Source organism: Mesorhizobium sp. M0051 (assembly GCF_040323235.1).
In the GTDB taxonomy this organism is placed as follows: domain Bacteria; phylum Pseudomonadota; class Alphaproteobacteria; order Rhizobiales; family Rhizobiaceae; genus Mesorhizobium.
The window spans coordinates 23,880-43,677 of record NZ_JAMYUT010000022.1; the positions used below are offsets into that span (position 1 = coordinate 23,880).

Here is a 19,798-nt window from a genome sequence, read left to right on the forward strand (position 1 = left end):
GTCTATCAACCCCCGCATCTTGGAGGCCTTGGCCTCCCGGGCCGCTTTAGCTCAGTTGGTAGAGCACCGCATTCGTAATGCGGGGGTCGCGTGTTCGAGTCACGCAAGCGGCACCATCCCCCCAAAAGAACTATTGATGGCGCCCCACTGGCGCTAAGCCCCTTGCGTCCGGCCTATCATTTCTTTGGTGATTGTGTCCCTGAATGCTTGCCGGACGGATTGGCATCCGCTGAGGGTCCGACAGCAGCTTGGAAAGGTGGAGGCCTCGCCTCGGGATCGAACCGAGGCTTCAGAGATTTGCCGTCTCCAGCGTAGCCGCTCCGCCACGAGGCCATCACCATCCAAGTAGCGGTCAAATGTTTACGGAAAGGTTAAGACCGAGCAGATCGAGCGAACCACCGCGACCTCTACCGACCAGAACGGCCGGCGACCCTCTCGACTTCACCGAAACTCACCCGCGATGCATCGCCTTCGCACCTGTTCGTACTCATGACCTCCTCGCCGTCATCGCGCTGCTGGCGCAAAGGAAGGCGGCGCCGGCGAAACACATCTGCCATTGTCGAGGCCCTGGTTTGGTGTGAAACTCGTGGCCTCAGCATGGGAGGTCAAAATGCCCAATACTTTCAAGACTGGAGACGTCGTCAGGCTGAAATCCGGGGGCCCCAGGATGACGGTGAGCGATAGCGCTGCCTCGGGCATGTATCTGTGCCACTGGTTCAATCGCGAGGGCGAAGTGTGGACCCCGCAACATGCCGGGTTCAAGCCTGAACAACTGATTGCGGTCGAACAGTCGGACTAGAGCCAGGCTGACGCAATGTGCCGGAGGCGTGGTCGACGCCTTTGGCGAAGATGCGCTCGCCCTTCGACTGTGTCGCCGCCATCCGAAGGGCGGCCGGCCCCGATGGGCGCCTGCCAGCTATTTCAACTGACTGGATCCGGCCCCAGCGTCGCCACCGTCTTCAACGCACCGTCGAGCATGTCGCCCTTCTCGTCCTTCAGCGCCATCTCGCGCAAGCGACGGATCCAATCGGCGGCGTCCGCTCGGCCCTTGAGCAGATCGAGCGCGGACAGTACGCGGTCGAATTTCGACTGGGCGCGGACATGGGTGTCGCTGTAGCCCTTGATCAGCCGGCGGCAATTAAGGATCTCGACAGCCAGCGCGTAATCCCGGGGCACATGGTCGAGTGCCAGAGCGTACCAACGATCGAGATGCGCGATCTCGACCTTGTGACGCAGCAGGCGGCGGCGCCAGCGGCGCAGGCCGCCGATGAACCAGAGTGCTGCAAAGCCGGCGAAACTGTCGGTGCGGATGCGGCGGCCATGGTTGATGCGGCGGTCGAGAAAGTCGGCCAGCTTCGGCCGGTCCTCGATGTAGCTGCCCAGACCCGCTGGCAGGGTGCCGCAGAATTCCTCGATGCGCGGATGGAAATACTCGGTCACCTGCAGGATCGAGCCGTCCTTGACGCCGACCTCGTGGCGCACGCGCCTGTTGCGTGTGGAGCGTGTCTTCAGATCGGCGACGCGGATCATATCGTCGTAACACAGCGCATTGGCCAGATGCTTCGCGGCAGCGATGGACAAGCCATATCCGCGATCCGGCCCGTCCAGCGCGACCGCCTTGTCCAGCCGGTCGAGATACTCGCGCCCGTAGGCGATGTCCTGATAGTCGACGACCTTTCTCAGGCCCCGAAGCGCCATGTCGCACACTGCCACGGGCATCAGATCGATACGGGCGGCCAAGGCCTGCCAGCCTTGCAGCAGGTTTTGCGGACCGCTGACGCGCCCGGCGCCCAGGACAGATTCGACAAGCGCGGGCTCAGCTTGCTTCTGCGCCGGCGCTGCCGTACCGCGCGTGCGATCGAACGCAGCACCGAAGGCGGCGAGGCTGGCCTTGACGCCCCGGCCACCGGCACCGATCGCCTGTTCGTAGCTCTCGCGAGAGAACGGCAGGGCGTCGGACCCCGCCAGCGCGCCAAGCAGGCTGGCCGAGATCATCGAGCCATTGTCGGCGGCGATCTTTTCCATGTCGAAAGCGATGAAGCGCTTCGCGGCGGCTTCCGCCGTCGCATGCACTTTGGAGGACGAGGCGCGGCCATCGCCCGGTTCGATCTTTTCCGACACGGCAGCGATGCGATGCGACGAGGCGATCAGCGTGGTACGCTCGGGCGTGACGAAGCCGCGGATGATGGCGCGGCCGGCTTCCATCAGTTCCGCCGCGATCAGGATGTCGACGTCACCTTGCGAGGGCGACAGCGCGAAGACCGGCAGCCGGCCGGTGTCGCGGGCCATCTCGACATAGTAGATGGTGGCGCCGGTGCGCTGGGCGACGCCGGCGACCGAAGTCGATTGCGCAACGTAGCCGCTGCGCTCGGCGACATCGGTGATCCAGTCGGCCAGCACGCCGCCGCCCTGGCCACCGACCGCCAGCACGGCAAGCTTGATGACGCGCTCGCCGTCCTGGGCGCCGGGCCGGGCGCGAAATGGCGGGACAGCGTCAAGCATCGGCGAAGGTCAGGCGCCGGCTTTCGCGGCGGCGCTGCAACAGGCTGATGATGGCGCGGCGCACCGCTTCGAGGGCGCGGTCCCAACGGCTCGGATTGTGCACGACGTCGGCACGGTAGAAGGATGGGCACAACACCGCCGCATCGGCGACCTCGCCGCAATTGCCGCAGCCGACGCAGCTCTGGTCGATATGCGCCACCGGATCGTCGCGCAGTGGATCGTCGAGCGACTTGACCGACAGCGACGGACAGCCCGACAGCCGCATGCAGGCATGGTCGCCGGTGCAGACGTCCTCGTCGACGCCGAACTTCGGTTTTATCACCCGCTCGCCGCCCTTGATTGCCTTGTCGACCAGCGGCTTTTCGCGGCGCTGGCGGTTGAGCATGCATTCGGACGAGGCGACGATGACCTTCGGCCCCTTCTCGTCCGTCGTCAGCGCCTCACGCAACGTGTCCTGCATCTTGGTCACGTCATAGGTGCGGTCGACATGGCGCAGCCATTTGACGCCCATCCCTTTCACCGCCTCAGTGATCGGATGCTTCGTCGACTTGGTCTTGTTGCCCGCGCGGGACGACAAGATGTCCTGCCCACCGGTGGCGGCCGAATAAAAATTGTCGACGATGACGATGACGCCGTCGTTCTTGTTGAACACCGCATTGCCGATCGAGGAGGTCAGGCCGTTGTGCCAGAATCCGCCATCGCCGACGAAGGAGATCGAGCGGCGCTTGGCGTCGGGCGAATTGAACGCCGAAGCCGAAGCCGGCCCTAGCCCATAGCCCATGGTAGTGGCGCCGAGTTCGAAAGGCGGCATGATCGAAAACAGATGGCAGCCGATGTCGGAGGCGATGTGGTGCTTGCCGAGTTCCTGCTCGACCAGCTTGGTCGCGGCAAAGATCGGCCGCTCCGGGCAGCCGATGCAGAAACCGGGCGGTCGTCCTGGAACGACATTGATCAGGTCGGCTGTATCGACGCCGTCGCCGACCTTGTTGGGGGCGCGTACCTCGCCCGGCAGCAGATGCGGCGCCTCGGCGCGCAGGAAGGCGCCGATGCCGTCGAGCATGACCTGGCCGGTGTATTCGCCGGCCATCGGCAGATGCTCCTTGCCGACCAGCCTGGTGCCTCGCCCGGCCTTGTGCAGCATCGCGGCGAAGGCCTGTTCGATGTAATTGGGCTGGCCCTCCTCGACGACCAGCACCGACTGCTTGCCTTCGCAAAAGGACAGGAACTCGTCGTCGATCAAAGGGTAGACGGCGTTGAGCACGTAGAGCGGCACATCGGTGTCGCCATAGGTGTCGGCAAGGCCGAGACGTTGCAACGCGCGAATGACCGAATTGTACATGCCGCCCTGCATGACGATGCCGACCGAACCATGATCGGACCCGAAGAATTCGTTGATCCTATTCTTGGCGATGAAATCCACCGCCGCCGGCCAGCGCTTCTGCACCTTCTCCTTCTCATGCAGGAAGGAAGCGGGCGGCAGCACGATGCGGCCGGTGTCTCTACGCGGTGCGTCGAGCGCATCGGCGACCGTCATCGGCGGCCGCTTGTTGTCCTTGGCGATGAAATGGCCATGGACATGGCAGCAGCGGATCCGGACCTGCAGCATGACCGGCGTGTTGGAAATCTCGGACAGCTCGAAGCCGTCCTCCACCGCCTTGACGATCGACGGCAGATTGGGGCGCGGATCGAGCAGCCAGACCTGGCTCTTCATAGCGAAGGCATGGCTGCGCTCCTGCATGATCGAGGAGCCCTCGCCGTAATCCTCGCCGACGATGATCAGCGCGCCGCCAGTGACTCCGCCGGAGGCGAGATTGGCGAGCGCGTCGGAGGCGACATTGGTGCCGACGGTAGACTTGAAGGTCGCCGCACCACGGATCGGGTAGTGCACCGAGGCGGCCAGCATGGCGGTGGCTGTGGCTTCCGAAGCGCTGGCCTCGAAATGCACGCCGAGCTCGCCCAGAATGTCCTGTGCGTCGGCCAGCACGTCCATCAGGTGGCTGATCGGCGCACCCTGGTAGCCGCCGACATAACCGACGCCGCATTGCAGCAGCGCCTTGGTGATGGCGAGGATGCCTTCGCCGGCAAATTCCTCGCCGGCGCCGAGCCGAAGCTTTTCGACTTCCTTGGCAAAAGACCGTTCGGCCATTTTTTCAATCCTTCCGTTGCCGCCCGAGGCCGGCGGCATAGGTCTAGATATCGTGCTTGCGAATGTTCTTCAGCATCTTCTGCAGCGTCGCGATCATTGCAGAGTATTCCGCATCGTCGACGTCGTCGAACATCGCCTCGAACGCGTCATGCATGGCCGGCCAGGCGCGGGTGAACTCGGCGCGGCCCTCATCTGTCAGGAACACGTGGCGGATGCGGCTGTCGGTGACGCCCTGCTCGCGCCGCACCAGGCCCTGGCCCTCCAGCGAGTCGAGCGTCCGGCTCAAGGTCGACTGCTCGATGACGGTATAGACCGAGAGGTCGTTGACAGTGATGCCGTCCGTGACCGACAGCACGGCGAGCGTGCGGACCTGCGGAATGGTTAGCCCCTGCTTGCGGAAATTGTCGCGCAGGGTGGCATTGTAGCGGCCCATGATGCGGTTCATCAGATAGGGCGCGAATTGCTGCAGGCCGATCTGCCCAAGGGTCGAGATGCGCTGGCGCTTTTGCGCAACCTTCTCTTCCATCACAGCCTCCCCGCCAGGAGAAAGCCGGAGCCGCCACCAAGGCCCGCACCCGGATGGGTCGAGGCGCCGATATGGTAGAGGTTCTTGATGCCGGTCTGATGGTTGCGGCTGGTCTTGAACGGCCGCCACAGGAACGACTGGTCGATGGTCGAGGAGCCGCCATAGGGGTCGCCGCCGACCAGATTGATGTTCATCGCCTCGAGATCGACAGGCGAATAGGCGTGGCGCGCGATGACACTGGCCTTGAAGCCCTCGATATGGCGGGCGAGGATGGCTTCCGCGCGATCGGCATAGGCCTCTCGCAGCGCGTCGGTCCACTGCCCGTCGGCGGGTGCCTGCAGCTCGCCGGCGGCGTCGCCCTTGATGTGACGCGGCGCCTCGGGCAGTTGCAGCCACAGGATCGCCTTGCCCTCCGGGCAGCGTGACGGGTCGAGCGCGTGCGGCTGGCCGACACAGATGGTCGGCACCTCCGGCAGCACGCCGCGCGCCGCTTCGTTGCAGGCTTTCGACACGCCATCCAGTCCCGGCGTCAGGTGCAGCAGGGCGACCTTGTCCAGGCCTTCGCCGCGCCATGCCGGCGCTCTGTCCAGCGCGTAGTGGATCTGGAAATTGCCTTTGCCGTAGCGGTATTTCTGCGTCGCCTCGACATCGGCTTTGGGCGCATCCGCGCCGAGCAGCCGGCCGTAAAGCTGCGTCGGCGTGACCGAGCAGATGACGCTCTTCTTGGCATGGACGGTTTCGCCCGAGGCCAGCCGCACACCGGTGGCGCGGCCCCCGGTCACGATGATTGAGGCGACGTCCGCTTCTGTGGAGATGACGCCGCCGCGTTCGGTAATGAGCGCCTCGAAGGCCGACAGCAGGTTCTTCGCCCCACCCTTGACGATCGGCGCTCCGGCCGCTTCCAGCGCGAAGGCAATGACCTTGGCGATCTGGCCGGAGAACGCATCTTCGGGACCAAGCCCGGCATGCAGCACCCAAGGTGCCCACAGTGCGTGGATGATTTCGGACTTGTAGGTGCTTTCCAGCCAGCTCCGTGCCGGCACAAGCGCCTCGCCGAGAAAGGCGGCAAGGCCGCGTGGGCCACGCCGCCAGGCATCACCGGCCAGCAGCTTGGCGGTCGGATAGGACCACAGGCTGCCACCGAGCAGGCCGAACAGCAGGCCCGCATTGCGCTCGATTCCGCCGACATCCTCCGCGTGCCGGTCGCCGTCGCCTGCCGAGATCGCATTGAGGGCGGCGACATTGGCGGCGCGATCGGTGGTGAGCACGGCATGGCTGCCGTCCGGCCGCAGCACGCCGGTCGGCGTGCCGGTATGGCAGAATTCCAGCCCGTGCCGGGCAAGATCGGCGCCGAGTGCCGCAAAGGCCGGCGAGGTGATGAACAGCACGAAGGTCGTCGCCATCACGTCATGGATGAAGCCGGGCGCAGTGATCTCCTCTGTGCGCATGCAGCCGCCAATGCGGTCATTGCGCTCCAGCACGAGCACCTTGGCACCCTTGCCGCCAAGCATCGCCGCGCAGACCAGCGCGTTGATGCCGCTGCCGACGATGATGTGATCGGGCGCCTTCATCGACACTTGCTCGCCATCTCCGGGAGATGCGATTCAATCGAACGAGGTCGCGTTCCTTCGCGCCCCCCTCTGTCCTGCCGGACATCTCCCCCTCTTGGGGGGAGATCGGCTGTCACAACTGCTTTCGCCAATCTGTAACGCTGCAGGAACGAACGGGGTGCCGAAGCTGCCAATCTCCCCCCTTGAGGGGGAGATGTCCGGCAGGACAGAGGGGGGCGCCGTAGAGCGCTAGCGCTGCACGGTTGCCACACCACCAACCCGGTTTCGCCTACACACATGATCTTCTCCCGAAGACCCAATCTCACCTATTGCTTCGAAACCAGCGCCAGCGCGCGGATCGGGCTGCCGGTGCCGTGTTCGATCTTGAGCGGTGCGGCGATCAGGATGGCGCCCTTCGGCGGCAGCTGGTCGAGGTTGCAAAGGCTGGCGAGGCCGTAACGGTTGGCCTTGTGCATCAGCGTGTGCGCCGGGAATGGCGGCTCCATTCCCCCTGCCTTGCCGGCATCGGTGCCGATCGTCTCTGAGCCCCAGCCCTTGATGTTCTTGCTGATCAGGAACTGGATGGCTTCGGCTGTCGGGCCAGGCGTATGCGGGCCGGTCTCGTTGGCGTTGAGGAACTCGGCTTCCGAGCCGTTGCGCTTGTACCAGTCGGTGCGCATCACCACCCATTCGCCGGCATTGATGGCGCCATGCCTGGCTTCCCAGGCCTTGATGTGGTCGACGGTGAGCAGGAAATCAGGGTCGGCGGCGGCTTCCTTCGAACAGTCGATGACATTGACCGGGCCGACGAAATTCTGCGCCGGGATGGTGTCGGTGGCGCCGTCGGCATAGTCCTTGCCGGAAATCCAGTGCTGCGGCGCATCGAAATGCGTGCCCGAATGCTCGCCGAGCTTCAGCCAGTTCCAGGCCCACCACGGGCCTTTCTTGTCATAGCGGGAGATCGAGTGGATCTCGATCTTGGGTGTGTCGACGGCGAGTTCCGGCGGCAGCTTGATCAGCGGCGTGTCGGGTCCGAGCGGCGCCGTCAGGTCGACCACCTTGATGGCGCCTGAAAGAAGCTGGCCGGCGACTTCGCCGAGGAGTTTTTGGGTGTCCATGGTCTCTGTTCCCTCTTTCATGTGATGATCAAGGCTCGTCTCGGCCCTTAATATCCTACTAGACGAAAACATATGCATCTGCAATTATCTTTAAGCATAAAGGAAATGGGACCGGGGCGTGAGCGAATTTGACGCCATCTTTGTCGGGGCCGGCCACAACACTCTGGCATGCGCCGCGCATCTGGCGCTCAAAGGCTGGAAAACCGGGATTTTCGAGCGCAGTGCAACAATCGGCGGCGCCGTCCAGACCCGCGAATTCACCCTTCCCGGCTTCCGCCACGACTTCGGCGCAATGAACCTGAGCCTGTTTGCCGGCTCGGCCTTTCACCGGAAATATGCAAATGAATTGAAAGTACAGGGGCTCGAGTTCGCCCCGGTCGCCGATTGTTTCGCCAGTGCCTTTCCGGACGGTCGCTGGTTCGGCGTCAGCAACGATCTGGAAAAGACCACCGCGCGCATGGCCGCCTTCTCCGCCACTGACGCCGCAACATGGCGCAGACTGGTTGCCGCGTTTCCGTCGGAGGCCGAGCATCTGTTCCGGCTGCTGGGCTCGCCGATGAGCGCCCGCGCGCTGGCGGGTACCGCGTGGAACCTGTGGCGCAAGAAGGGCATGTCCGGGGCGCTCGATACCGGGCGCCTGCTGCTGTCCTCACCGCGCGCCTGGCTGGAGGCGACCTTCGAATCGCCTCATATCAGGGCAACGCTCGCCACCTGGGGCATGCATCTCGACTTTGCTCCCGACATCGCCGGCGGTGCCGTGTTCCCCTATCTGGAATCGATGGCCAACCAGAGCTTTGGCATGGTGCTGGGCAAGGGCGGCGCCGACACCATCATCCGGGCATTGTCGGGCATCGTCACATCAGCCGGCGGCAAGATCGTGACTGGCGCCGAAGTGGCCGAGATCACGGTTTCCGCCGGCAGGGCGACCGGTGTGAGGCTCGCTTCCGGTGAGACTCACACCGCCACCAAGGCTGTGATCGCCGGCGTCGCGCCGAAGGCGCTGACTGGCAAGCTGTTGCCCAATGGTTCGGGCGACACTGGTTTCGACACGGCGATGCAGAAATTCCGCCATGCGCCGGGTACAATGATGATCCATCTGGCGCTGGACAATTTGCCGGACTGGCGCGCCGGACCCGAGCTTCGGCAATTCGCCTATGTGCATCTGTCACCGTCGCTCGACGCCATGTCGCGCACCTATCAACAGGCGATGGCGGGCATGTTGCCGGACGAGCCGGTGCTGGTTGTCGGCCAGCCGACCGCGATCGATCCGTCGCGGGCGCCTGAGGGCAAACATGTGCTGTGGGTGCAGGTGCGCATGCTGCCCGCCGAAATCACAGGCGATGCGGCCGGCAAGATCACGCCGGCGCATTGGGACCAGGTCAAGGAGGTCTACGCCGAGCGCGTCCTCGACATGATCGAGACCTACGCGCCTGGCTTGCGAAACAAGATCCTCGGCCGCGCCGCCTTCTCGCCCATCGATCTCGAGCGTGAAAACCCGAACCTCGTCGGCGGCGACCAGGTTTGCGGCAGCCATCATCTGGCGCAGAATTTCCTGTTTCGCCCAGCGCGCGGTTACGCCGGCTGGAACACGCCGATCGGCAATCTGCATCTCACCGGTGCCGCGACATGGCCCGGTGCCGGCACCGGTGCGGCCTCGGGCTACATGCTCGCGCAACAGCTTGGCGGGAGGTAGGAGCGACGATCGATAGAGGCCACGAGAGGCAAGGCGCCGCTGCCCACGAAGACTGAACCAATGAACTGACATTGCCGCGCGACGAAAACAGAAAACCAACAAGGGGAACGACCATGACAATCAACAGACGCGAATTGCTGGGATACAGTGCCGCGGCACTCGGGGTCGCCGCCGTCGGCCTGCCGCAGATCGCCAAGGCGGCCGGTGAACTGACCATCGCCTATAACGTCAACCTGCCATCCTGGGATCCGACCACCGGCCCCTCGGCCGTCAACCCGACGATCCAGGGGCTCTACCAGTCGGTGTTCGACCAATTCATCCCGCAGAAGCCAGACCTGTCCTTCGCGCCGGGACTGCTCACCGAATGGGGCTGGAACGACGACCGCACCAAGATCATGATGACGGTGCGAGAAGGCGTGAAATGGCATGACGGCTCGCCCTTCACGCCCGAGGATGTCGTCTGGTCACTGCAGCGCGCGGGCGACGAAAAGACCGGCAACCCGATCCAGTTCGTGTGGAAGAACGTCAACAATTTCAAGATCGACGGCAACAAGATCACCGGCGACGTGGTGCAGTTCGACCCTGTATATTTCAAATGGATGTCGTTCCTGACCGGCTACATCATGCCGAAGGCCTATTACGAGAAGGTGGGCGCCGAAGGTTTCGAGAAGGCGCCGATCGGCACCGGCCCCTACATGGTCGAAAAATTCGAGCGCAACGCCTTCCTGCGGCTGAAGGCCAACCCGAACTATTGGGGCGGCAAGCCGGCCTTCGAGAATGTGACGATCAAGTTCGTCACTGACGCGGCGAGCCGCGTCGCCGAGATCGAGTCCGGTTCCTCGCAGGTGACGCTTGAAATTCCCTACGAGGAATATGACCGCCTGATCGCCAAGGACGGGCTGGCCGGCTCGTGCAAAAACGTCTCCGACATCGGCATGATCTTCTTCAACGACATCGATGCGATGCTGGACAAGAACGTGCGCCAGGCGGCCGTCATGTCGATCGACAAGAAGCTGTTGGTCGACCGCCTGCTGCGCGGCTACGGCCAGCCGATCGACACGCTGGAGACGCCGGAATACACGGCCTACGATGCGTCGATCAAGGTCGAGCACAATCCGGCGAAGGCCAAGGAGCTGCTCGCCGCCTCCGGCTATTCACCGGAAAAGCCGGTCAAGTTCACCATCCAGACGACCAAGGGCTTCAAGCCCAAGGACTATGAGATGATCCAGGCGATCGTCGGCATGTGGCGCAAGGTCGGCATCGAGGCGTCGATCGAGGTCTACGAGATCGCCAAGCACTACGAGTTGCGCGCCGCAGACAAGCTGGCACCGGCCGCCTTCTACAATTGGGGCAACGCCATCGGCGATCCAACCACCTCGACCGGCTTTGCCATGTATGGCCCGAGCCCGCATTCGGTATGGGACAGCCAGGACCTGATCGACATGATCAACCCGCTGTGGGGCGAGAAGGACGAGGCCAAGCGCATCGCCGGCTGGAAGGCAGTCGACAAATACATCGCTGAGCAGGCCTATGTGCTGCCGCTGATGCAGTATGCGCAGCCGATCGTGCATGCCAAGGGCGTCAACGTGGTCCAGCATGTGTCCGGCGCGCTGCTGCCGGCCTTGATGACCCCGGCCTGATATCGGCGAAGAGACGCTGCCGCGATACGGCGTGTCTTTTCCAACTGCGCAGGCCCCCTCATCCGGCCCTTCGGGCCACCTTCTCCCCGCTGGGGAGAAGAGACTGGCTCAGCCATCTGCGACCTCTTCTCCCCTCGGGGAGAAGGTGGCCGCGAAGCGGCCGGATGAGGGGGCTGTTCGTTCATCAGTCACTGAAACGCATTAGGCCTATGCCAGAATGCTCCTGCAAAGATTCCTGATCCGTCTCCTGACGATGCTGATCACGCTGTTCGGCGTGGCCGTCGTCGTCTTCATCGTGATCCGCGTAGCGCCCGGCGATCCGATCGCCATGATGGTGCCGCCCGGCGCGACAGATGCAGACATTGCCCGGCTGCGCGCGCTCTACGGCCTCGACAAGACCATCGTGCAGCAGTTCTTCATCTGGCTGTCCGGCGTCGTCAGGGGCGACTTCGGCACTTCGATTTCGCTGCGGCAAGACGTGCTCGGCCTCGTCTTCAACCGGCTGCCGGCGACGCTGGAGCTCGCCATCGTTGCGCTCCTTATGGCGGTGGCACTCGGCGGCACGACGGCGATCCTCGGCGCACGCGAGCGCGGCACCGCGGTGGAAGCCGGCATCGACATCGCCAGCGGCGCGGCGCTCTCCATTCCTGACTTCCTGTGGGGCCTGGTGCTGATCCTGCTGTTCGGCGTGCTGGTGCCGATCTTCGACATTTCCGGCCGGGTGTCGCCGCAGCTCGACCTGCCCTTCGTCACCCAGTTCTATCTGTTCGAGAGTATCCTGCGGCTGCGCTTCGACCTCACCTGGGATCTCCTGAAGCACATGCTCATGCCGGCCGTGGCTTTGGCGCTGCCGCTCGCCGCAATCATCTCGCAGCTGTTGAAACAGTCGCTGAAGGAAGTGCTCGACCTCGACTATGTCGTGCTGGCGCGGGTGAAAGGGTTTTCGGAAACGCAGGTCATCCTGCGCGAGGCGCTGAAGAACGCCGCTTTGCCGACGCTGACGCTGGTCGGCGTGCAGTTCACTTTCCTCATCGGCGGCACGGTCATCGTCGAGCGGCTGTTCTCCTATGAAGGCCTCGGCAACATGGCGATCGATGCGGTCATCAACCGCGACCTGCCGCTGATCCAGGGCATCGTGCTGGTCTTCGCGTTGCTGTTCGTGCTGATCAACCTTGCCGTCGACATGATGTACGCCCTGCTCAACCCGAGGCTGCGCCATGGATGAGGGCCGTGCTCGAAGGCGTGGTGTGTCGCCGCGCTTGTGGCTTGCCGGCGGCTGGCTGCTGCTGGCGCTGCTGGCGGCGATTTTCGCGCCGCTGGTGGCGCCGCAAGATCCGCTGGCGCAGGATTTGATGCTGGAACGGCTGCCGCCGTTCTGGATCAGCGGTGCGGAACCCGGCTATTGGCTGGGCACCGACAGCCTCGGCCGCGATCTGTTGTCCAGGCTGATCTTCGGAGGCCGCATCGCTTTCATCGTCGCCTTCGCCGCCGCCATCGCCGCGTGTCTGGTCGGCTCGATGCTCGGTCTGGTCGCCGGCTATTTCGGCGGCTGGGCCGACCTCGTCATCTCGCGCATCGTCGACGTCTGGATGGCGTTTCCGCCGGTGCTGTTTGCCATCCTTCTGGTGGCCGTGCTCGGCACCGGCTTGAGCTCCGTCATCCTCGCCATCGCCATCATCGACTGGACGCGCTTTTGCCGGGTGATCCGCGCCGAGACGATGGGCCAGTCGCGCATGGATTATGTCGAGAATGCCCGTATCGCCGGCCATGGCCGCATCGGCATCATGCTGCGCGAAGTGCTGCCCAATGTGGTGCCGTCGATCGTGGCGCTGCTGTCGCTGGAAATGGGCATCGCCGTCATCGTCGAGGCGATCCTGTCCTTCGTCAATCTGTCGATCTCGACCGACGATCCGACCTGGGGCGGCATCATCGCCGAGGGCCGGTTGTCGATCCACCAGGCCTGGTGGGTGCTGGTGTTCCCGCTGATCACGCTGATCCTGACCGTGCTGTCGTTCAGCCAGTTCGGCGAGGCGCTGAAGACGCGCTTCGACCCGGTGCTGCGATGAGCGCCTGTCTCGAAATCAGGAATCTAAGCGCCGTGCTGCCCAACGGCCAGCGCGTGCTGCGCTCGGTGTCGCTTGCCGTGCAGCCCGGCGAAGTCCGCGCGCTGGTCGGCGAGAGCGGTGCCGGCAAGACGATGATCGGCAAGGCAGTGCTAGGCGTGCTGCCGCCGAGCGTGCGCATCGTCGAAGGCGATATGCTGCTTGAGGGCGAGGACCTCGGCCGGCTTCAGCCCAAGGCACGGCGCACGCTGATCGGTGCCCGCACGGCGCTGATCCCCCAAGATCCGCTGACCGCGCTCAACCCGTCACGTCGCATCGGTTCGCAGATGACGGACCGGCTGGTGCGCATCCTCGGCTGGGGTGGCGATAAGGCTGATCGGCGCATTCGCCAGTTGCTGGACGAGGTGCAGATCCGCGACCCCGACCGTGTGCTGAAAAGCTATCCGCACGAGCTTTCCGGCGGCATGCGCCAGCGCGTGCTGATCGCCGCGGCCTTCGCCGCCGAACCAAGGCTGATCGTCGCCGACGAGCCGACGACGGCGCTCGACGTCACCGTGCAGAAGCAGATCCTGCGGCTGATCGCGCAATTGCAGCGCGAGCATGGCACGGCAATCCTGTTCGTCACCCACGATCTCGGCGTCGTCGCCAAGATCAGCCAGAAGGTGTCGGTGCTCTATGCCGGCAAGGTGGTCGAAGAGGCCGAGACGGCTGCTCTCTTCGCCGCGCCGCAGCACCCCTACACACGGGCGCTGATGGCGGCCACGCCGCGCTACACCGACCCATACGCTTCGCTGAAGCCCGTGGACGAGGCGGTGCTGGCCGGGCTTGCCGCCGAGATTGCGGCCGCCGACCAGGCCTGGAGGCGCCCGCATGGCTGAGCCGCTGTTTTCCGTACGTGGGCTGAAGGTGGTCCTACCCGACATGACGCGCAAGCCGCTGTTTGGCCGCGCGCCGCTGGCCGAGATCCTGAAAAGGCTGGATTTCGACCTGCCCAAGGGGTCGGTGACTGGGATCGTCGGCGAATCCGGGTCGGGGAAATCGACGCTCGGCCGCGCCCTGGTGCGCCTCCTGGAACCGAGCGCCGGCAGCATCAGTTTCGAGGGCCGCGACATCACCCATCTGCCTGAGGCGGAACTCAGGCCGCTGCGCCGTGACCTGCAGATGATCTTCCAGGATCCGATGTCGTCGCTCAACCCGCGCCGCACGATCGCCAGCATCATCGCAGCACCGCTGAAGCAGAACGGCCTCGGCGACAATCTGAAGGCGCGCATCGCCGAGGCGTTGCAGCGCGTCGGCCTGCCGCAAAGCTTTGCCAGCCGCTACCGCCACGAACTGTCGGGCGGCCAGCGCCAGCGTGTCGGCATTGCCCGCGCCCTGGCGCTGTCGCCGAAATTCGTGCTGGCCGACGAGATCGTCTCCGGCCTCGACGTGTCGACGCAGGCGCAGATCCTGACCCTGCTGGAGAAGCTTGCGGCCGAGATGGGCCTGACCGTCGCCTTCATCAGCCACGATTTGTCTGTCATTCGGCGGCTGTGCCGGCAAGTGATCGTCATGCGCGAAGGCGTGATCGTCGAAGCCAGTGCCACCGACGCCTTGTTCGACAATCCTCGGCAGGCCTACACGCGCGATCTCATCGCAGCCATTCCGCTGCCGGAAATCGACCCGGGTTGGCTGGACATCCCTGCCGCCGCCAAGGCCCCGACATGAATGCACACGCACGCCGAAAAGCGAGCCTCGGACATGCGACCGCCGGCCAGACCATCTTCTACATCCAGACGGCTGGAATTCGTTTTGATATGAAACTTTAAGCTTGAAATAATTTGCCGCCGGCGCGATACTAAACCAGCAAGCGAAGAGGAGATCGCAGACATGAAGGTTGCGGTTCTCGGCGGTGGACCAGCCGGCCTCTACTTTGCCATCTCGATGAAGCTCAGGGACGCCGCGCACGATGTGACGGTGTTCGAGCGCAACCGCGCTGACGACACGTTCGGCTGGGGCGTCGTGCTGTCGGCCGAGACGCTCGACAATCTATCGAAAAACGATCCGGTCAGCGCCGTCTGGATCAAGAAGCACTTTGCTTACTGGGACGATATCGCCGTCATCCATGACGGCGTGCGCACGGTTTCGACCGGGCATGGCTTTTGCGGCATTGGCCGCAAGCGGCTGCTCATCCTGTTGCAGCGACGCGCCCGAGAACTCGGCGTCAAGCTCCTGTTCGAGACCGAAATTGCCGATCCCCGACCCTACATGGAAACGCATGATCTGGTCGTCGCCGCCGATGGGTTGAACTCCAGGGCGCGCAACACTTTCGTCGACATCTTCAAGCCCGACATCGACACTCGCAAATGCAAATTCGTCTGGCTCGGCACCAACCAGAAATTCGACGATGCCTTCACCTTCATCTTCGAAAAAACCGAACATGGTTGGGTGTGGGCGCATGCCTACCAGTTCGACAGCGATACCGCGACGTTCATCGTCGAGTGCAGCGAACAGACCTGGGCTGCCTTCGGCTTCGGTATGATGTCGCAGCAGGAATCGATCGCCGTTTGCGAGCGCATCTTCGCCAAGCATCTAGGTGGCCACGCGCTGATGACCAATGCCAACCATATCAGGGGCTCGGCCTGGATCAATTTCCCGCGCGTGCTGTGCGAGCGCTGGTCCTACAAGAACCTTGCGCTTATGGGCGATGCGGCGGCATCGGCGCATTTCTCGATCGGCTCGGGCACTAAACTCGCATTGGAAAGCGCGGCAGCGCTGGCCGAGTATGTCGAGTCCGAGCCGGACCTCGATGCTGCGTTCCGCAGATATGAGGATGCCCGCCGCACCGAGGTGCTGAAGCTGCAATCGGCCGCGCGCAATTCGCTCGAATGGTTCGAGGAGGTCGAGCGCTATCTCGGCCTAGATCCGGTGCAGTTCAACTATTCGCTGCTGACCCGTTCGCAGCGCATCAGCCACGAGAATTTGCGGCTGCGCGATGCGGAATGGCTAGGCGGCGCGGAGGAGTGGTTCCAGCGCCAGGCGGGCGCCGGCGGCATGCGCCGCGCGCCGATGTTCGCGCCGTTCAAGCTGCGCGACATGAGGCTCATGAACCGCATCGTCGTTTCGCCGATGGCGCAATACAAGGCTGTCGACGGCTGCCCGACCGATTGGCATTTCACCCATTATGCCGAACGGGCCAAGGGCGGCGCCGGCCTCATCTACATCGAGATGACCTGCGTCAGTCCTGAAGGCCGCATCACGCCCGGCTGCCCCGGCTTCTATGCGCCCGAACATGAGGTGGCGTGGAAGCGGCTGGTCGATTTCGTCCACGTTGAGACCGAAGCCAAGATCTGCGCCCAGATCGGCCATTCCGGCGCCAAGGGTTCGACCCGGCTTGGCTGGGAGGGCACCGACGTGCCGCTGACCTCGGGCAACTGGCCTGTCATGGCGGCATCGGCCGTGGCGTGGTCTCCGCAGAACCAAGTGCCGAAGGCGATGGACCGCGCCGACATGGACAAAGTGCGCGACGAATTCGTGGCCTCCGCCGAAATGGCCGACCGTTGCGGCTTCGACATGCTCGAGATCCACGCCGCGCACGGTTATCTCTTGTCGTCTTTCATCACGCCGGTCACCAATAGGCGCACGGATGCCTATGGCGGTTCGCTGGAAAACCGCATGCGCTATCCCCTGGAAATCTTCCGTGCGGTGCGTGCCGCCTGGCCGGCGGAGAAGCCGATCTCGATGCGCATTTCGGCCAATGACTGGGTCGGCATCGAAGGCGTAACGCCGGCCGACGCGGTCGAGATCGCGCGGCTGCTGCGTGAGGCCGGCATCGACATCTGCGACGTCTCGGCCGGCCAGACATCGGCACTGGCAAAGCCTGTCTATGGCCGCATGTTCCAGACGCCGTTTTCCGACCGCATCCGCAACGAGGTCGGCATGGCGACGATGGCGGTCGGCAACATTTACGAGCCGGACCATGTCAACTCGATCCTGATGGCCGGCCGCGCCGACCTGGTGGCGCTGGCACGGCCGCATCTCGCCGATCCCTACTGGACGCTGCATGCCGCGGTCACGCTCGGCGACCGCGGCGTCAAATGGCCGGATCCCTATCTGCCGGGACGCGACCAGATCTACCGGCTGGCCGAGCGCGACGCAGCGGCGGGGCTGAAAGTATGAGTGCTTTTCGCTTGCTACGTCAGCGCTTCACCCCCAACCCTAGCCCCTCCCCCCAAGGGGGAGGGGGACCATGTTGCGTTCGACCCAGCGGAAACCGCTTAGGTTTGCGATCAATAGGTGCTGCCGCTGCCTTCTCCCTCCCCCTTGTGGGGAGGGTTAGGGGTGGGGGTACTTGGAGCCAAGTTTCGAGGATTGGCGCATGATCGCCGGTAAGCATGCGCTGGTCACCGGCGGCGGCTCCGGTGTTGGCCGGGCCATCGCGCTGGCGCTGGCGGGTGCCGGCATCGACGTCACCATCTGCGGCCGCCGCGAAGCGGAGCTCGCCAAAGTCGCCAGCGAGAACGGCCGCATCTTCGGTATCGCCGGCGATGTGACCAATGAGGCGGCGATGGCCTCGCTTTACGAGAGGGCGCAAGGCGCACGCGGGCCGTTCGACATCGTCGTCGCCAATGCCGGCATGGCCGGCAGCACGCCGGCGCACAAGACCACACTCGACGACTGGCAGCGGACACTCGACGTCAATCTGACCGGCGCCTTCCTGACGGTGAAGCCGGCGCTGGCCGGGATGGCCGCGCGCAAGGCCGGACGGATCGTCTTCATCGCCTCGACGGCAGGGCTGAAAGGCTATGCCTATGTCGCGCCCTACGTCGCCGCCAAGCATGGCGTCATAGGCCTGATGCGGGCGCTGGCTGCCGAGACGGCGAAGTCCGGTGTCACCGTCAATGCCGTGTGCCCCGGCTTTGTCGAGACCGAAATGCTGGAGGAATCCATCCAGCGCATCATCGATAAGACCGGCCGTTCGGTCGAACAGGCGCGGTCGGGCCTAGCCTCGACCAATCCGCAAGGCCGCTTCATCCAGCCGCAAGAGGTCGCCGCCGCCGTGCTGTGGCTGTGTGGCGACGCCGCCCAATCGATCACCGGACAGGCGATTTCCATCTCAGGAGGCGAAACATGGTAGCCGGCCCCCTGCCCGCGCCATCGGGACCCGGCAAGGACCGCTTGCGTCTGTGGATCAGGCTGCTGCGTGCCTCGCGCACGATCGAGGCCGAGCTGCGCGAGCGGCTGAAGAAGGAGTTCAACACGACGCTGCCGCGCTTCGACGTGATGGCAGCCCTTTATCGGGTGCCGGAAGGCATGCTGATGAGCGACCTGTCGCGCTTCCTGCTGGTGTCCAACGGCAATGTCACCGGGATCGTCGACCGGCTGGTTTCGGAAGGACTAGTGGCGCGTGCGAGGCGCAATGGCGACCGCCGCACCTCGATGGTGAGGCTGACCGACGAAGGCACGCAGGCCTTTGCCACTATCGCCGCGGCGCATGAAGGCTGGATCGGCGAACTGCTGGGCAAGGTCAGCGAGGACGACGCGCGCCGGCTGACCGGCATGCTGACCTCGTTCCGCAGCAACTGGGAGGGACGCGAATGACCGAGATGGCCGGGCGCAAGCCAAAGCATTTCCTGTGGGAGGTCGAGGGCAGGATCGCCAAGGTCCGGCTCGATCGGCCGGAGCGCAAGAACCCGCTGACCTTCGACAGCTATGCCGAGCTGCGCGACACGTTCCGCGACCTCGTCTATGCCGACGACGTCGACGCCGTGGTGTTCCTGTCCAATGGCGGCAATTTCTGCTCCGGCGGCGATGTCCACGACATCATCGGCCCGCTGGTCAAGATGGACATGAAGCAGCTTCTCGCCTTCACCCGCATGACCGGCGATTTCGTCAAGGCGATGCTGAATTGCGGCAAGCCGATCATTGCGGCGGTCGATGGTGTCGCGGTCGGCGCCGGCGCCATCATCGCGATGAGTTCCGATATCCGCATCGCCACGCCGGAAGCCAAGACCGCGTTCCTGTTCACCCGCGTCGGACTTGCCGGCTGCGACATGGGCGCTTGCGCGATCCTGCCGCGCATCATCGGCCAGGGCCGCGCCGCCGAACTGCTCTACACCGGCCGCACCATGACCGCTGATGAAGGCGAGCGCTGGGGGTTTTACAACCGGCTGGTCGATGCCGCATCGCTGGAGGCCGACGCGCTCGACATGGCGGCGCGCATCGTCTCCGGCCCTACCTTCGCCCACGGCATCACCAAGACGCAGCTCAACCAGGAATGGTCGATGGGCCTCGACCAGGCGATCGAAGCGGAAGCTCAGGCGCAAGCGATCTGCATGCAGACCCGCGACTTCGAGCGCGCCTACAGGGCTTTCGTGGCTAAGGAAAAGCCGGTGTTCGAAGGGGATTGAGTATGGTGCTTTTCGTGGAGACGTTAGCAGGACAGCGCCCCCCTCTGTCCTGCCGGACATCTCCCCCTCAAGGGGGGAGATTGGCAGCTTTGGCGCCGGCTCCCATCTTGCAGCGCTGGCGATTGGCGGAAGCGGCGATGACAGCCGATCTCCCCCCTAGAGGGGGAGATG

The 19,798-nt window shown here is 64.3% G+C and carries 16 protein-coding genes and 2 tRNA genes; 12 read left to right on the plus strand and 6 right to left on the minus strand.

The genetic code is table 11. The features are described 5' to 3' along the window. Positions 1 to 40: 40 nt before the first annotated feature. Positions 41 to 116: transfer RNA gene (locus NKJ90_RS21710), tRNA-Thr, on the plus strand. A 141-nt stretch (positions 117 to 257) separates the two neighbouring features. Here the strand turns inward: NKJ90_RS21710 and NKJ90_RS21715 are convergent. Beyond that, a tRNA-Cys gene (locus NKJ90_RS21715) sits at positions 258 to 333 on the minus strand. Between the two features lie 277 nt (positions 334 to 610). On the opposite strand from NKJ90_RS21715, the gene NKJ90_RS21720 reads away from it, so the two are divergent. Further along, on the plus strand, positions 611 to 799 hold the full coding sequence (locus NKJ90_RS21720; protein WP_023758175.1) for a YodC family protein: 189 nt from the start codon (positions 611 to 613) through the stop codon (positions 797 to 799). A 122-nt stretch (positions 800 to 921) separates the two neighbouring features. Here the strand turns inward: NKJ90_RS21720 and NKJ90_RS21725 are convergent, their stop codons facing one another. From NKJ90_RS21725 to NKJ90_RS21745, 5 genes are all read right to left on the minus strand, one after another. After that, positions 922 to 2,502 carry an indolepyruvate oxidoreductase subunit beta family protein gene (locus tag NKJ90_RS21725; protein WP_023758176.1) on the minus strand — a complete coding sequence of 527 codons (1,581 nt, stop codon included), beginning with the start codon at positions 2,500 to 2,502 and terminating at the stop codon, positions 922 to 924. Further along, positions 2,495 to 4,648 carry a thiamine pyrophosphate-dependent enzyme gene (locus NKJ90_RS21730; protein ID WP_352486761.1) on the minus strand — a complete coding sequence of 718 codons (2,154 nt, stop codon included), beginning with the start codon at positions 4,646 to 4,648 and terminating at the stop codon, positions 2,495 to 2,497. The genes NKJ90_RS21725 and NKJ90_RS21730 overlap by 8 nt, the downstream gene beginning before the upstream one ends. 43 nt (positions 4,649 to 4,691) lie before the next feature. Next, positions 4,692 to 5,174, minus strand: coding sequence for a MarR family winged helix-turn-helix transcriptional regulator (locus tag NKJ90_RS21735; protein ID WP_023758178.1), 483 nt, complete (start codon positions 5,172 to 5,174; stop codon positions 4,692 to 4,694). Then, complete coding sequence (locus NKJ90_RS21740; protein ID WP_023758179.1) at positions 5,174 to 6,745, minus strand: phytoene desaturase family protein; 1,572 nt, start codon at positions 6,743 to 6,745, stop codon at positions 5,174 to 5,176. The genes NKJ90_RS21735 and NKJ90_RS21740 overlap by 1 nt, the downstream gene beginning before the upstream one ends. A gap of 305 nt (positions 6,746 to 7,050) precedes the next feature. After that, a complete protein-coding gene (locus NKJ90_RS21745) occupies positions 7,051 to 7,842 on the minus strand; it encodes a cyclase family protein (protein ID WP_023758180.1) in 792 nt (263 codons plus the stop codon). Between the two features lie 118 nt (positions 7,843 to 7,960). Here NKJ90_RS21745 and NKJ90_RS21750 point away from each other — a divergent pair, with 118 nt between their 5' ends. From NKJ90_RS21750 to NKJ90_RS21795, 10 genes are all read left to right on the plus strand, one after another. Beyond that, on the plus strand, positions 7,961 to 9,535 hold the full coding sequence (locus tag NKJ90_RS21750) for a phytoene desaturase family protein (protein WP_023758181.1): 1,575 nt from the start codon (positions 7,961 to 7,963) through the stop codon (positions 9,533 to 9,535). A 113-nt stretch (positions 9,536 to 9,648) separates the two neighbouring features. Beyond that, positions 9,649 to 11,175, plus strand: a complete 1,527-nt coding sequence (locus NKJ90_RS21755; protein ID WP_023758182.1) for an ABC transporter substrate-binding protein — start codon at positions 9,649 to 9,651, stop codon at positions 11,173 to 11,175. Positions 11,176 to 11,392: 217 nt separating this feature from the next. Continuing rightward, positions 11,393 to 12,400, plus strand: a complete 1,008-nt coding sequence (locus tag NKJ90_RS21760; protein WP_023758183.1) for an ABC transporter permease — start codon at positions 11,393 to 11,395, stop codon at positions 12,398 to 12,400. Further along, positions 12,393 to 13,241 (plus strand): ABC transporter permease, encoded by an 849-nt coding sequence (locus NKJ90_RS21765; protein WP_023758184.1) that lies wholly within the window; start codon positions 12,393 to 12,395, stop codon positions 13,239 to 13,241. The genes NKJ90_RS21760 and NKJ90_RS21765 overlap by 8 nt, the downstream gene beginning before the upstream one ends. Beyond that, positions 13,238 to 14,116, plus strand: coding sequence for an ABC transporter ATP-binding protein (locus NKJ90_RS21770; RefSeq protein WP_023758185.1), 879 nt, complete (start codon positions 13,238 to 13,240; stop codon positions 14,114 to 14,116). The genes NKJ90_RS21765 and NKJ90_RS21770 overlap by 4 nt, the downstream gene beginning before the upstream one ends. Then, positions 14,109 to 14,945 carry an ATP-binding cassette domain-containing protein gene (locus tag NKJ90_RS21775; RefSeq protein ID WP_023758186.1) on the plus strand — a complete coding sequence of 279 codons (837 nt, stop codon included), beginning with the start codon at positions 14,109 to 14,111 and terminating at the stop codon, positions 14,943 to 14,945. Before NKJ90_RS21770 ends, NKJ90_RS21775 begins: the two co-directional genes overlap by 8 nt. A gap of 162 nt (positions 14,946 to 15,107) precedes the next feature. Beyond that, positions 15,108 to 17,396, plus strand: a complete 2,289-nt coding sequence (locus tag NKJ90_RS21780; RefSeq protein WP_023758187.1) for a bifunctional salicylyl-CoA 5-hydroxylase/oxidoreductase — start codon at positions 15,108 to 15,110, stop codon at positions 17,394 to 17,396. A 199-nt stretch (positions 17,397 to 17,595) separates the two neighbouring features. Further along, entirely contained in the window at positions 17,596 to 18,354 is a 759-nt protein-coding gene (locus NKJ90_RS21785; protein ID WP_352486763.1) for an SDR family NAD(P)-dependent oxidoreductase, read from the plus strand. Next, entirely contained in the window at positions 18,348 to 18,818 is a 471-nt protein-coding gene (locus tag NKJ90_RS21790) for a MarR family winged helix-turn-helix transcriptional regulator (RefSeq protein WP_023758189.1), read from the plus strand. The genes NKJ90_RS21785 and NKJ90_RS21790 overlap by 7 nt, the downstream gene beginning before the upstream one ends. Further along, positions 18,815 to 19,627: an enoyl-CoA hydratase family protein gene (locus NKJ90_RS21795; RefSeq protein ID WP_023758190.1), complete on the plus strand. Its 813-nt coding sequence runs from the start codon at positions 18,815 to 18,817 to the stop codon at positions 19,625 to 19,627. The genes NKJ90_RS21790 and NKJ90_RS21795 overlap by 4 nt, the downstream gene beginning before the upstream one ends. Positions 19,628 to 19,798: the final 171 nt, after the last annotated feature.

Bases quoted from the DNA above. Each gene is read 5' to 3' on its own strand.
- NKJ90_RS21770 (WP_023758185.1), top strand. From the start codon at position 13,238: ATGAGCGCCTGTCTCGAAATCAGGAATCTAAGCGCCGTGCTGCCCAAC.
- NKJ90_RS21725 (WP_023758176.1), bottom strand. From the start codon at position 2,502: ATGCTTGACGCTGTCCCGCCATTTCGCGCCCGGCCCGGCGCCCAGGAC.
- NKJ90_RS21765 (WP_023758184.1), top strand. From the start codon at position 12,393: ATGGATGAGGGCCGTGCTCGAAGGCGTGGTGTGTCGCCGCGCTTGTGG.
- NKJ90_RS21735 (WP_023758178.1), bottom strand. From the start codon at position 5,174: ATGGAAGAGAAGGTTGCGCAAAAGCGCCAGCGCATCTCGACCCTTGGG.
- NKJ90_RS21780 (WP_023758187.1), top strand. From the start codon at position 15,108: ATGAAGGTTGCGGTTCTCGGCGGTGGACCAGCCGGCCTCTACTTTGCC.
- NKJ90_RS21755 (WP_023758182.1), top strand. From the start codon at position 9,649: ATGACAATCAACAGACGCGAATTGCTGGGATACAGTGCCGCGGCACTC.
- NKJ90_RS21730 (WP_352486761.1), bottom strand. From the start codon at position 4,648: ATGGCCGAACGGTCTTTTGCCAAGGAAGTCGAAAAGCTTCGGCTCGGC.
- NKJ90_RS21795 (WP_023758190.1), top strand. From the start codon at position 18,815: ATGACCGAGATGGCCGGGCGCAAGCCAAAGCATTTCCTGTGGGAGGTC.
- NKJ90_RS21785 (WP_352486763.1), top strand. From the start codon at position 17,596: ATGATCGCCGGTAAGCATGCGCTGGTCACCGGCGGCGGCTCCGGTGTT.
- NKJ90_RS21760 (WP_023758183.1), top strand. From the start codon at position 11,393: ATGCTCCTGCAAAGATTCCTGATCCGTCTCCTGACGATGCTGATCACG.
- NKJ90_RS21740 (WP_023758179.1), bottom strand. From the start codon at position 6,745: ATGAAGGCGCCCGATCACATCATCGTCGGCAGCGGCATCAACGCGCTG.
- NKJ90_RS21775 (WP_023758186.1), top strand. From the start codon at position 14,109: ATGGCTGAGCCGCTGTTTTCCGTACGTGGGCTGAAGGTGGTCCTACCC.
- NKJ90_RS21745 (WP_023758180.1), bottom strand. From the start codon at position 7,842: ATGGACACCCAAAAACTCCTCGGCGAAGTCGCCGGCCAGCTTCTTTCA.
- NKJ90_RS21790 (WP_023758189.1), top strand. From the start codon at position 18,348: ATGGTAGCCGGCCCCCTGCCCGCGCCATCGGGACCCGGCAAGGACCGC.
- NKJ90_RS21720 (WP_023758175.1), top strand. From the start codon at position 611: ATGCCCAATACTTTCAAGACTGGAGACGTCGTCAGGCTGAAATCCGGG.